We start from the raw sequence: 12,116 nt of genomic DNA, 5'->3' as shown, positions 1-12,116 counted from the left end.
GGTATAATAATGAAAAGGTTATCTTGTTAGATAATCTTACTTTTTTATCCAGGAGAAAGGAGTGCAGAAAATGAAACATGTGAAGGCGTTGGTAGTGAAGGCAATCATGATCTGGGCGATTCTGTGGGTCGTGCTGACAGGTTTATACGGTGTTAGCTTTATGGATTCAACGATTGTTGGGGTAATTATTGTAGTCATGATCTATGTGCTAGGGGATCTGTTGATCTTACGTAAAGTAGGGAACATCGCAGCGACGATCGCAGATGCTGGTTCAGCTGCAGTTATCTTGTGGCTCTATCTATATTTTATGAATGATACAGTCGATATTTGGATGAAAGTATTGATTCCTGCTCTATTGATCGGTGTGGCAGAATGGTTCTTCCACAAGTGGTTGCTAAGTCAAGGCATCGTACCAGATGAACGGAAAATGGAATAAAACAACAGTTAAACTATTCTTATCGATAAATGAAAGCTTTAAAAATAAATAGATGTTTAATTAAGTATGATTTGTCAAATTAAGCTAGAATAAAATGCTTCTTGTACATAGCTCAAAAATATTTCGATTGGTGTTCTGTAATTCAATGATTTTCTTGGAATATGATTACGTTGATTGCTGACACTGGAAATAAATGTCTGATTCACTTCTCTAAAATCCATTGATTTCGGCAGTCCATTACGACGCAGAATCCCGTTAGAATTCTCGTTTAATGGGCGTTGAGAAGGTGTTCCAGGGTCCGCAAAATATATATCAATATCATGTTGGTTACTAATGGCTTTCCAGTTAGAAAATTCTTTTCCACAGTCAAACGTAATAGATTTAAAGAAGTTTTTAGGGAAGCGAGAAAACCATTGATTAAGGGCAGTTTCAATATCTAATGCCTTACGGCCGTTGGGTTTAATCGTGATAATGACTTTAGATAATCTTTCAACTAAAGTAATGACGGCACTTTTATGATGAATGCCAACGATCGTATCACCTTCAAGGTGACCAAACTCAGAATTGAAATCAGGATAATTATCAGGTCGATCATGGATTGAGCGCTGATACTGTTGTTTTCCCCGTTTTTCCTGATGGCCATTGGGTTTTCTTTTACCTTTCATCGGTAGTGTGTCAATATCAAATATTCCTTTAGAAAATAAACGATAAAGTGTTCTCATACCGCATGAAACAGGCCTTTCTTTTCGCCCGATAATGACGTCAGGCATCCAACCAAGAGTGACTTTCTCTTTAATGTAATCTACTTCATGAGCAGGTAATTGAATGACTTTTCTACCACATTTTTTCTTATTTTCTTTATACTGGTGCCAATAATCAAGAGCAGTCTTGCCTTGCTTGAACTTATTGACTACATTATAAATAGTTTGTATAGCACGTCCCATTCGGTTAGCGATTTCAACCGGCTTATTATGTTGAAGATAATATGATTCTATCATTGTCAGTTCGTCTATGGTAAGATGTTTGTAGGTCATTTATGGTTACACTCCTTTGTTTTCTTTCGTCGGAAATACAATTTGAGTGTACCATAAATGCCTTTTTATTTTTCTAACTTAATTTTACAATTCGCGAAGAATAATCATAAACTATTTTTACTCAAAAAACCGCTCAGATCATTTTCAGATCTGAACGGTTTTTTTTATCTATTCATCAAGATCAAATTTCATTTTTCAATGATTCAATCAATTCGCCCTCTGCTTCATGACTATGTTTTCGGCCATTAACAAGATAGAGTGCTGTACATATCAATGGAATGACTCCGGCAATCACATACAATCCTCTAAATGAAGTAAGAGATTTTAGCATCCCCATCAAATAAGGACCAACGCCTAAGCCTAGGTCTAAACCAATAAAGTAGGTAGATAAAGCAATACTGATTCGATGTTCGCGGACGATTTTTAAACAAACAGCCTGTCCATTTGACATAAACGTACCATAACCTAGGCCGACTAATGCTCCAGAGATAAGCAATGTCACACTATTCGTCGTTACACTCAGTAAAAATAATCCTGCTGTTAAGAATAAATAGCTAGGATACATCACGTATTGTTCTCCTTTGACATCGAAAATCCTTCCAGTCAATGGACGTGTAAATGTGATGACCAAAGCATATACGACGAAGAAAAATGACCCAGCAGCAACTAAGTGGATTACTTTTGTATAAGAAGATAAAAATGATAAAACACTTGAATAAGAAAGACCCATCAAAAAGGCAATTCCTGTAATGAAAAGTGCTTTCTTTTCAATAAAACTATTGATATTCCATGAGCGAAGAGATATTTTTTGTTCTTCAGATAATGGAATATTTTTTACAGGAAAGACAAGGCAGGCAATCGTAACAAAGAAGACCAGTACAATTGAAAACCAGATAATGAAACGAAAATCAGTCATATTCAGCAAAATCATTCCTAAAAATGGCCCAACAGCGGCAGCTAAACTAGTACTTAATCCATAATAATTGATGCCTTCCCCTTTTTTAGATGCAGGGATATATGCAGTAACGATAGCATTTGTAGCTGTAGAAACTGTACCGTAGCCGAATCCATTCAAGAATCGAACTAAATACAATGCCCCGATAGTTGGCGTATAAAGATATGCTAATGTTGAAAGGAGATAGAAGATCGCGCCGCCTCTTAAGGTAAACTTCCGACCAAATAGTTCTAACTGTTTCCCCATGAATAAGCGTGCCAGCAATGTTCCGATGATATAGATCCCAGAAGCAAAACCTGCTTGGCTCAAGCTGGCGTGTAAGGTGTCTTGCGCAATGACTGCCATGATGACCATCAACAGATAATAAATCAGGTAGACAATAAAATTGATCAATGTGATTCCGATAAAATATTTATTAAATAATTTCTTTTCCATGTATGTTATACATTCCCCTTAAGCTGAATATGCTTTTAATTTTTGTATTTGAACTTCTACATCGTGATAATTGGATGGATAGCGATCAACAAGTTGGCGAATAAATAAATCTCTTGTAGACATAAACAGATTTAAAAATTCTTCGCATTCGTTTGTTGGATTCTCATCCACTGCTTTGATCAATTCGATCGAGTTTTGATACGCATCATTTAAAAAGACTAAAGAAGCTTTCATATCAAATCTTGTTTGATATGCTGTTTCTAATCGATTAATGATTGTGTTCATCCAGTAATTCATGTTTTTTCCCTCTATTCTTAAAAAATTTTACTTCTGCAGTATAACGAATAAAAAAAAGGAAAAAAATCGCATAAGTGATGGAAAAAGGTACTTAACAAATGTTAATATCATTAGTAAAATACCTTTGGACTTTAAAAAGTTTTAAAGTACTGTATGATCTTTTTAGATGAAAGTTTGGATGGGGGAGCATCATTGGATAGTAGAGTCTTAAAGGAATATTTGGATAAAAATGATTTTCCGATTATACGCAAAGGATATCATAAATATTTGACATTCGAAGGGATGGAAGATTCCCATACGTATATCTTGAAAGAGGGAACGGTAAAAGCAAGTGTTATTTCAAATGATGGGAGAGAATTTAACCTTCGCTATATCAAAGATCTTGAAATCGTCTCTCTTTTAAAAGACGAATATTCACAATTCATCGATTCGCCGTATAATATTCGAGTTGAATCAGAATATGCAGAGTTTTATCGAATCAATCGTGTGCGCTTTTGGCAAAATATCAACCAAGACCCAAAGCTACAACACTATGTAAAAGAGTATTACCGCTATCGTCTGCTTTATTCGATGAAAAAAATGCAGCAAATGCTATTAAATGGAAAGCTGGGAGCTGTTTGTACGCAACTTTACGAATTATATGATTTATTTGGTGTGCGGACAGAAGAAGGGATGCTGATCGATTTTTCGATCACGAATGAAGAAATCGCCAAATTTTGTGGCATCTCAACTGCTAGCAGTGTGAACAGAATTTTAAAGCAGTTGAAAAAAGATGGTATTATCACAGTGAAAGATCATCATATCGTTATTTTGAATATGGACTTGTTAGAAGACAATATTATCTTTTGATGAACAAAGAGGTTGTGAGCCTGCCGTTTAACTCTGAGTCACAAGGAACAATTTCAAAAAACAGCTTTTCATGTTTGATGAATATTGTGACTTGTGACCGAGGAGTTGGTAGGAGAACACCGTTTAAGGAAGAGGTTGTGAAAAAGCTGTTCTGCATCAAGTAATAAGAAGAGCCAAGTAAAAACAGTTTCTTATGTTTTTAACTTGGCTGGACTTATCACCGTAGATGTAAGCTTTTGAACGCCGTTTATTTGCAACAAAAGGGGCTGTGACACTGTAGTGACCCCCAAAAGTTAGACTTTTTTGGAGTGGAGAAATCCACTCCTTTTTTCATGCTCTAAAATGATATTTTTACACAACCGTTACGGTTGTTTTACGAAATTGGACGGGACTTTACCAGTTTAATTTCTGTTTTATCCGTTCATTATTGTAGTAATAGATATAGCTATCGATGGCTGATTTTAATTCCACGAAACAGTTATAAACTTTCCCGTGAAAAATCTCTTGTTTTAATAAGCCAAAAAAATTCTCCATAAGTGAATTATCTAAGCAGTTCCCTTTCCGAGACATGCTTTGAAAGATTTTGTACTCCTTCAATTTGTTTCTATAAGCTTTCATTTGATACGCCCAACCTTGATCTGAGTGAAACATACGACGATAGGGACAATCGTTAGTGGTCTGGACAGCTTCCTCCAAACCTTCCATTACCGCTAATGCATTGGGCTTTTCAGAGATACGATAGGATAAAATCTCACTATTGAACATATCCATAAAAGGATCTAGATACAATTTCTTTTGACGGATAATGCCTTTGGCATCCACTTCATGGTATTTAAATTCAGTTGTATCCGTCGTGATTTTCTGATGGCAGATACTGGTGTAGAAACGACGATGGATCCGATTTTGGGCTACTGCTCCGACTTGTCCTCGATAAGAATTGTAGCGCCGTGATTTACGTGTGTATGCCGTTACTTTTATTCCTAGCTTCTTGATCAGGCGCTGAACTTTCTTTTTATTGATAGAGAAACCGCGGTTTCTTAGTTCATTGGTCATCCGTAAACAGCCATAATCCTTGTGCTTCTCCCGAATTTTAAGCATTTCCGCTTCAATCTCTTGATCTGGATTTTTACGGTCCAATCGTTTTTGCCAGTACATAAAGGTTGCCTTAGGGAACTTTAAAGTTTCTAGAAGCTCAACTAATTTAAACGGTCCTCGGAGGCTTGCGATGATTCGTGCGATTGCTTCATTCGTCGTTGTTGGGCTTCCTGTTTTCGCAGCTTCCTCAATTCTTTTAAAAAGGCATTTTCAATTTGAAGGGAACGGACTCGTTTCTCCAACTCCTCGATGCGTTCACGTTCTTTAGACGTTGCTTTAGTTGTAGATTTTTTCTTATTTTTGGGTTCATTTTTCTTAGACAAGATAGGTGGACATCCTTTCGTTTTTGAGAGTCCATCGATCCCACCCTCACGGAATTGACGCATCCAACTAGCGATCAAATTAGGGTTGTTCATGTTAAGTGTGTTGGCAACTTCACGATAGGACAGCTCACTTGTTAGATATAACTCTATCGCATCCAGCTTAAATTGAACAGAATATTTTTTCTTTTGTCGCTTTCTTACTAGACCCTCTTCACCAAATTCTTGATAGGCATTGATCCAGCGCTTCACTTGTGATGGAGCCTTAATGGAATACTTCTTTGCCAGATAATCACTTCCGCCTTTACCATCCAAATAATCATGAACGATCTTTAATTTAAGTTCAAAAGTATACTTAGCCATAAAAAATACCGACCTCCAAAAGTTAGATTTTTTGGTCTAACTTTTGGGGGTCGGTACACACGATTTTTGTCACAGCCCTTTTTTTGCGAACATTCATTTAGCAATTTTTAGAAACTTCTGCCGCCACCGCCAAAAGTACCGCCACCGCTAGAATGGGTAGTACTTCCGCCACCGCCGCTTCCAGGAGGTGGGCTTTTGGGGATTCTTCTTGTCGTGACAAAAGAATTTGTCAGACGATCGGTTTTTTCAGTTAATTTGATACTGGATTTTTCTCGGAATGGATATTTGTAGATGCCTGATTTCAATTGATAACGCGAAACAGTCACAAAATAAAAGACAAGACTAAGGATAAGAGCCAAAACAACAGCAATGATGATTTCTACTGTCGTCAAAACCTTATAGCGTGTAATTTTGCCAGTTTCTTCGTCTACACGATAATGTCCTCCTGGAACTCCGTCTTCCACATATGTTGCTGATTTAGACAGGTAAGCTTTTGCAGCATTGTAATAGGCAGCATTTGTCATCTGATCATAAACATCATCTAAGATCGAATCGATTCTGCTGTCAGTCAAATAATCGATCATATTACCAGAAGTCGAAATGTAGATTTCACGCTGTCCCATATCTAATAGCAATACTGAGCCATTTTGATCATTTCCGACTGCGTCTCTTAAGTAATTATCAGCAAAGTCTCTTGGTTCTTCTGAATTAGATGTAGTCGTTACGATCAAGACTCGTCCTTTGATTTTTTCATTCAGCTTTTCTGCCTGTTGTTCCAAAGATTGGATTTGATCTGTTGTGAATAACCCAGCCTCATCATTTACCGTAGCTGTATCTGCATGAGTAGCCACCGGCCAGCCAACACTTACTAGCAAAAGAAAGAATAAAAAAAATTTTTTCATCATATCAAGTAACCTCCGATCAGAAAGAGGATCGCTAGCCCAGCGAAAATCCCAAGAGCGGTCAGTCCCAATTTTTTCTGGCTGATCGGCAGGACACCGCTGACCTTTCCTGTTTGTCCATTCATTGCGTAGTAGTAGACTTTTTTACTTGAGTCATTGCTTCGATAAGTAACAAGCCATACCGGCAGTAATACGTAATTATTTACTTCGTTTGTGATTGAAGCAGAAGTTCGCACACCGGTCAATGTTGTATATCCATTTGCGGTATCTTTTAACAGCTTCTCTGAATAGTCTTTTAATTCAGATTGAATCTGTGATTTGATTGCCTCATATTCGATATCTCTTTTTTCTGCTTGGAACCCGGCTAAATACTGGCTTTTAAAATCAATTGCTTTATCTAACGGGAAAGGTTGCACGCCTTCGACCATCTTTTGTTGCGTATTTTTTGATAAGGCATTTTTTACTAGTTCTTTAAAAGAAAGCTTGCCTGCTCTTGAAACAGCAAATTGCTTCGTTTCTGTGTATTCGATGTCACCTATCCGCCATATGCGGATAACTGTACCATTCGCCTGCATGGCACCATCTACTTCAGCATCTGTAGCCCAATAAGGGAAATACACACCTGTCAACTTATCGATTTGATCCTTATTGAAAAAAGCTTTGGGAACAAACCATTTTTTCTTGGTCCAAGCGAGAAATCTGTTGATTGCTTCTTCTTTCTCGACAGCAAAAGGAAGTACTTTATTTGGCAAGAATTCTCCGCTTAAACGTCCCGATAGTACGACGGGATTATGGCAGTAGTAACAATAAGTCGCAGCAGTTGTCGCATCAGTCACGATCTCTGCACCACAGTTGGGACAAAGAAAAAGATCCATCGCTGCGGTATTATCTGCAGATTCGTCCGCTGTACCTGAAAAACCGCCTGCCTCGTCAACCGCTTTGCGCTCGGCTTCATTCATATCGGCAAGCTGTTCTTGGGCTGTAAAAGTAAAATCTTCGGTAGGTGAAGGTTCTTCTTTGCTTTCTTCGCCAGCCATACGCGCTTCTTTTTGCTTTTGCTCATATTGGCTGACTTCTTCTTCTGTATAGATATTCAGGCAGTATTCGCAATGAAATTTTTGGTCTTTGGGATCAAAAGTCAACGGACCGCCGCAATTAGGACATTTATGTGTAAGAACATCCATCAGCTGCACACCTTTCTAAATAAATTAATCAACGGGGATTCCTTTAAACGGTTTACCACAGTTTGGACAGAATTTAGGGATGCCGTTGGAAAGATCCACGATCTCATTGCATTCACTGCATCGCATTTGTAGCTTAGGCTGAACGTTTTCTACAGGTTTGGCAGCTCCGCAGTTGGAACAGAATTTTCCGGAATTTTCTGTCCCGCAAACTGGACATGTCCAAGTATCCGCATTTCCTTGTGCAGTTTGTTGATTTTGTTTTTCTGCTTGTTGTTTGATTTGTTCTTGGTTATTTTGAGCTGCTTGAGAAAGATAAGAACCATTTGCATTCATTCCCATACCTACACCCATAAAGCCGGTCATTGCTCCTGCTTCATTTTTTCCGGCTGCTTCCATACCACGTGCAATGGAACCTTGCACGTATCCTTCACGTACGCTAGGATCACCTAGCATCGCCCCTTCGTTACGCATATTGATCAGTTTCACAGAATCATCGGTGTAAGAAATGCTGGCTACAGCCACAGAAACAATCTCCATCCCACGTAATTCACGCCAAGAATCATCCAATGCAGTATCCATGTATTTGCTTAATTCCAAACTCTTAGATGGTACATAAGAAATCCGTTGACCATCTGCAGACATCTGATTGATTGCTGATTGCAGCGCTGTTAGGAATTCAGCTAAATACTGCTCATTGATATCATTGATTTCCACTTGTGTTTTGTTTTTAGGGATTGCGTTTGTATAAAATAAAATCGGGTCAACGACATGAATAGAATAAGTGCCATGTGCCCGTAAGAATAATTCTGCGTTATAGAAATTGTCAAAGTAGTTCAACGGCGCGCTTGTACCGAATTTGATTCCCTTTATTTCTTGGAGATTGATATAAAAAACTTGTTGTTTCTGCGGTGTGACGCCGCCAAATTTAAATCGGTCAAAAGTTTCAGCAATTGCTTCTTTCAGTGTTCCGTTGAACATGGAAGGAGCTGCGTCATTTTTAATGGTGTAATAACCTTCCTCAGCGGTATAATCGATGATTTTTCCACCATCGACCAAAAGCATCATCATGTTTGGATAGACATGGACGACTGTTCCGTCTGTTAAAACATCTTCTGTTCCTTTACGATTGGAGCCACGTTTGTCATCTTTGCGGACTTTGACACCTTTTGTCATGACCGTTGTATCACTCATATTGTCTGGTTCGATGACTTCTAGCCATTGATCTGCCAGACCGCCGCCAACCATACTTGTTGCTGCTTTGATAAGACCCATAAAAAATTCCTCCTCTGATTCAGCTAATGCCAAACAATTATTATTTATTTATTATACCATAGGAAGATGTGAAACTTCTCGGACTAGAGACGGAATTGAAATGGAAAATTGCGTATTGTTTAAATACCTGAAAAAGCCGAGAAGGATAGTAGTTTTTTTACCTAATATCACGTATAATAAGAGATAGTGAATTTTTTAAAAAAGGGGGATCCTTATGGCATATCAAGCACTTTATCGAGTCTGGCGTTCGCAGCGTTTCGAAGACATCGTTGGACAAAAAGCTGTGACACAGACACTAAAAAATGCTATTGTTTCCCACAAAACCTCACATGCCTACTTGTTTACAGGACCCAGAGGAACCGGAAAGACGAGTGCAGCAAAGATTTTCGCAAAAGCAATCAACTGTCCGAACAGTAAAGACGGCGAGCCATGCAACGAATGCGAAATGTGTCGATCAATTACTTCTGGTACGCAAGAAGATGTGATCGAAATCGATGCTGCCAGCAACAACGGAGTCGAAGAAATCCGATTTATCCGTGATCGGGCAAATTATGCGCCTACAAAGGCAGCGTACAAAGTGTACATTATTGATGAGGTACATATGCTTTCAACAGGAGCTTTCAATGCCTTGTTGAAAACATTGGAAGAGCCAAAAGAAAGTGTCATATTCATCTTAGCAACGACCGAACCTCACAAAATACCAGCTACGATCATTTCACGGACTCAGCGATTTGATTTTAAACGGATCAATACGGCAGATATTGTCGAACATCTTGAATTTATCTTGAAAGAATCGACTATCAGCTATGAACCAGCTGCATTGAATGTGATTGCCCGTTCTGCAGAAGGCGGGATGCGGGATGCATTGAGTATTCTTGATCAGGCAATCTCGTTTAGTGAAGGAACAATTACTTTAGATGATGCCATGCAAGTGACAGGTAGCTTAACTGACGAAATGATGGACAGTTACTTGAGCGCTTGCGTGAAAAAAGAAGTACCAGAAGCATTGGAAACATTGAACCAAATTCTCGCAGCCGGCAAAGAATCACGTCGCTTTCTAGAGGATATGTTACAATACTGCCGTGACTTGCTGATGTATCAGCAAGCACCTAACCTAGTTGAGGAACAATCGAGTACGATCAGAAGTACATTTACAGAATTGGCACAAACTGTTTCAGCGGATCAGCTGTTTTCAATGATAAAGATTTTGAGCGATACTCAAAATGAAATTCGTTTTACCAATAGTGCCGCTATTTATTTGGAAGTCGCTACAGTCAAACTTGCACAGCTACCGTCTGCTTCTGTTCCTTCAGCAGATGTAGCATTTGCAGATGATCAGATAGTAAAACAGCTACAACAAGAGATTATGGAACTAAGAAACGAAATCAAGGAACTACGCAGTAATACAGGAATTGAGAATACAAAAGTACAGCCGGTACAGCATACAAATCATAAAAAACAGACAAGTACCTATCGTGTACCGACGGAACGAGTATATAAAGTTCTGCGGGAAGCGACAAGACAGCATCTGAACCAAGTAAAAGAAGTATGGGAAGACTTGCTGATGAGTCTATCTGTCACTCAGCGAGCAATGCTTAAAGCAAGCGAACCAGTTGCAGCTGGACCAACAGGACTAGTGATTGCGTTTGATTATGAGATTGTTTGTCAAAGAGCAGCAAATGACGAAGAATTGCAGCTTTCGGTACACAACAACTTAAGCCGAATTATCAAAGATTATGCGCCTGATCCTGTTTATATTACAAGAGAAAGCTGGCCAGAACTTCGAAGAAATTATTTGACGCAGGCACAAGAAGAGGGAACAGAAAACTCTTTTGCTTCTGAAGACTCAGAAGGAGAAATCGAGTTGCTTCCTCAAGAACAAGAAGTACCAGAAGAAACACTTGTAGTAAAAGCAGAGGAACTGTTTGGCTCCGAAGCTGTTACAGTGGTAGATGATTAATAAAAAGGAGTAGATAATTATGATGCGTGGAATGGGCAATATGCAAGGCATGATGAAACAAGTACAAAAAATGCAAAAAGAAATGGCAGAAGCACAAGAGTTGCTAAATAAAACAGAGTTTACAGGTAAAGCCACCAATGAATTGGTCAAAGCGGTTTTTACAGGCGATCGTCGCATGAAAGATATCCAAATCAATGAAGAAGTCGTTGATCCTGATAATATCGAGATGCTTCAGGATCTTGTCGTAATGGCAGTCAATGATGCGATCGCACAAATTGATGTGGAAACTGAGAAAAAATTAGGGAAATACGCAAAAGGTTTGCCAGGATTTTAGTTTTAAACTGAAGGAGTAATGAATATGCAATATCCAGAACCAATTGCGAAACTGATCGACAGCTACATGAAACTTCCAGGAATCGGTCAGAAAACAGCGACAAGACTCGCCTTTTATACGATCGATATGAAAGATGAAGTAGTAAATGAATTTGCTAAATCTTTGTTAAGTGTAAAACGCGATTTGCATTTTTGTAGTATCTGCGGAAACATCACAGAAGAAGATCCCTGCGAAATATGTAGAAATCCTTCACGTGATCGAAGCGTTATCCTAGTGGTCGAAGAGCCGAAAGATGTAATGGCAATGGAAAAAATGCGAGAATATCACGGACTTTATCATGTTCTCCATGGTGTGTTATCACCGATGGAAGGGACAGGTCCAGAAGACATCAATATTTCTTCTCTGTTGCAGCGGCTGCATGATGCAGATGTAAAAGAAGTGATTATCGCAACAAATGCAACAACAGAGGGAGAAGCAACAGCTATGTATCTCTCACGTCTGATCAAACCCGCAGGTATCAAAGTGACTCGTCTAGCACATGGTCTGTCTGTAGGCTCTGATATCGAGTATGCAGATGAAGTTACTTTATTGAAAGCTGTCGAAGGAAGACGTGAGTTATAAATTTCTAATTAAGTGTTTTTTCAGATACAATATAAAAGCAGCACAAGAGATGGGGGCAA

13 protein-coding genes are annotated in these 12,116 nt (G+C 38.7%); 5 read left to right on the top strand and 8 right to left on the bottom strand.

The window, feature by feature from the left end:
* Nucleotides 1-70 precede the first annotated feature (70 nt).
* Entirely contained in the window at nt 71-436 is a 366-nt protein-coding gene (locus tag RBL01_RS09350) for a DUF2512 family protein (protein WP_002289228.1), read from the top strand.
* Between the two features lie 74 nt (nt 437-510).
* Here the strand turns inward: RBL01_RS09350 and RBL01_RS09345 are convergent, their stop codons facing one another.
* The 3 genes from RBL01_RS09345 to RBL01_RS09335 all read right to left on the bottom strand — a co-directional run bounded on the left by RBL01_RS09345 (nt 511) and on the right by RBL01_RS09335 (nt 3,157).
* Nucleotides 511-1,470 carry an IS30-like element IS6770 family transposase gene (locus tag RBL01_RS09345; RefSeq protein ID WP_002322607.1) on the bottom strand — a complete coding sequence of 320 codons (960 nt, stop codon included), beginning with the start codon at nt 1,468-1,470 and terminating at the stop codon, nt 511-513.
* Nucleotides 1,471-1,651: 181 nt separating this feature from the next.
* The gene (locus RBL01_RS09340; protein ID WP_002294047.1) at nt 1,652-2,860 is read right to left on the bottom strand and encodes an MFS transporter; all 1,209 of its coding nucleotides are present in this window, start codon (nt 2,858-2,860) and stop codon (nt 1,652-1,654) included.
* Between the two features lie 18 nt (nt 2,861-2,878).
* Nucleotides 2,879-3,157 (bottom strand): hypothetical protein, encoded by a 279-nt coding sequence (locus RBL01_RS09335; protein ID WP_002289230.1) that lies wholly within the window; start codon nt 3,155-3,157, stop codon nt 2,879-2,881.
* Nucleotides 3,158-3,349: 192 nt separating this feature from the next.
* Between RBL01_RS09335 and RBL01_RS09330 the strand changes: the two genes are divergently transcribed.
* A complete protein-coding gene (locus tag RBL01_RS09330) occupies nt 3,350-4,006 on the top strand; it encodes a Crp/Fnr family transcriptional regulator (RefSeq protein ID WP_002289231.1) in 657 nt (218 codons plus the stop codon).
* A gap of 393 nt (nt 4,007-4,399) precedes the next feature.
* On the opposite strand, the gene RBL01_RS09325 is transcribed toward RBL01_RS09330, so the two are convergent.
* From RBL01_RS09325 to RBL01_RS09305, 5 genes are all read right to left on the bottom strand, one after another.
* On the bottom strand, nt 4,400-5,233 hold the full coding sequence (locus RBL01_RS09325) for an IS3 family transposase (RefSeq protein ID WP_410779649.1): 834 nt from the start codon (nt 5,231-5,233) through the stop codon (nt 4,400-4,402).
* Nucleotides 5,203-5,784: an IS3 family transposase gene (locus RBL01_RS09320; protein ID WP_002301617.1), complete on the bottom strand. Its 582-nt coding sequence runs from the start codon at nt 5,782-5,784 to the stop codon at nt 5,203-5,205. The genes RBL01_RS09325 and RBL01_RS09320 overlap by 31 nt, the downstream gene beginning before the upstream one ends.
* Before the next feature lie 107 nt (nt 5,785-5,891).
* Nucleotides 5,892-6,689 carry a TPM domain-containing protein gene (locus RBL01_RS09315; RefSeq protein ID WP_002289232.1) on the bottom strand — a complete coding sequence of 266 codons (798 nt, stop codon included), beginning with the start codon at nt 6,687-6,689 and terminating at the stop codon, nt 5,892-5,894.
* Nucleotides 6,686-7,870, bottom strand: a complete 1,185-nt coding sequence (locus RBL01_RS09310; RefSeq protein WP_002327187.1) for a hypothetical protein — start codon at nt 7,868-7,870, stop codon at nt 6,686-6,688. Before RBL01_RS09310 ends, RBL01_RS09315 begins: the two co-directional genes overlap by 4 nt.
* A 24-nt stretch (nt 7,871-7,894) precedes the next feature.
* Nucleotides 7,895-9,142, bottom strand: a complete 1,248-nt coding sequence (locus tag RBL01_RS09305) for an SPFH domain-containing protein (RefSeq protein WP_002294044.1) — start codon at nt 9,140-9,142, stop codon at nt 7,895-7,897.
* 214 nt (nt 9,143-9,356) lie between these two features.
* Here RBL01_RS09305 and dnaX point away from each other — a divergent pair, with 214 nt between their 5' ends.
* Genes dnaX through recR form a run of 3 tightly spaced genes read left to right on the top strand, consistent with a single transcriptional unit; the run spans nt 9,357 to nt 12,057 of the window.
* Complete coding sequence (gene dnaX, locus RBL01_RS09300) at nt 9,357-11,102, top strand: DNA polymerase III subunit gamma/tau (protein WP_002327186.1); 1,746 nt, start codon at nt 9,357-9,359, stop codon at nt 11,100-11,102.
* Nucleotides 11,103-11,121: 19 nt separating this feature from the next.
* Entirely contained in the window at nt 11,122-11,436 is a 315-nt protein-coding gene (locus tag RBL01_RS09295) for a YbaB/EbfC family nucleoid-associated protein (protein WP_002327185.1), read from the top strand.
* A 24-nt stretch (nt 11,437-11,460) separates the two neighbouring features.
* Nucleotides 11,461-12,057 (top strand): recombination mediator RecR, encoded by a 597-nt coding sequence (recR, locus tag RBL01_RS09290; protein WP_002296223.1) that lies wholly within the window; start codon nt 11,461-11,463, stop codon nt 12,055-12,057.
* Nucleotides 12,058-12,116: the final 59 nt, after the last annotated feature.

This window comes from Enterococcus sp. SB12, from assembly GCF_030910025.2.
Taxonomy (GTDB): Bacteria; Bacillota; Bacilli; order Lactobacillales; family Enterococcaceae; genus Enterococcus_B; species Enterococcus_B faecium.
The sequence above is the reverse complement of the archived record's forward strand: the minus strand, read 5'-3'. Positions and strand labels throughout refer to the sequence as shown.

Coding starts and splice junctions, on each gene's coding strand:
- RBL01_RS09350 (WP_002289228.1), top strand. CDS start 71: ATGAAACATGTGAAGGCGTTGGTAGTGAAGGCAATCATGATCTGGGCG.
- RBL01_RS09345 (WP_002322607.1), bottom strand. CDS start 1,470: ATGACCTACAAACATCTTACCATAGACGAACTGACAATGATAGAATCA.
- RBL01_RS09340 (WP_002294047.1), bottom strand. CDS start 2,860: ATGGAAAAGAAATTATTTAATAAATATTTTATCGGAATCACATTGATC.
- RBL01_RS09335 (WP_002289230.1), bottom strand. CDS start 3,157: ATGAATTACTGGATGAACACAATCATTAATCGATTAGAAACAGCATAT.
- RBL01_RS09320 (WP_002301617.1), bottom strand. CDS start 5,784: ATGGCTAAGTATACTTTTGAACTTAAATTAAAGATCGTTCATGATTAT.
- RBL01_RS09315 (WP_002289232.1), bottom strand. CDS start 6,689: ATGATGAAAAAATTTTTTTTATTCTTTCTTTTGCTAGTAAGTGTTGGC.
- RBL01_RS09310 (WP_002327187.1), bottom strand. CDS start 7,870: ATGGATGTTCTTACACATAAATGTCCTAATTGCGGCGGTCCGTTGACT.
- RBL01_RS09305 (WP_002294044.1), bottom strand. CDS start 9,142: ATGGGTCTTATCAAAGCAGCAACAAGTATGGTTGGCGGCGGTCTGGCA.
- dnaX (WP_002327186.1), top strand. CDS start 9,357: ATGGCATATCAAGCACTTTATCGAGTCTGGCGTTCGCAGCGTTTCGAA.
- RBL01_RS09295 (WP_002327185.1), top strand. CDS start 11,122: ATGATGCGTGGAATGGGCAATATGCAAGGCATGATGAAACAAGTACAA.
- recR (WP_002296223.1), top strand. CDS start 11,461: ATGCAATATCCAGAACCAATTGCGAAACTGATCGACAGCTACATGAAA.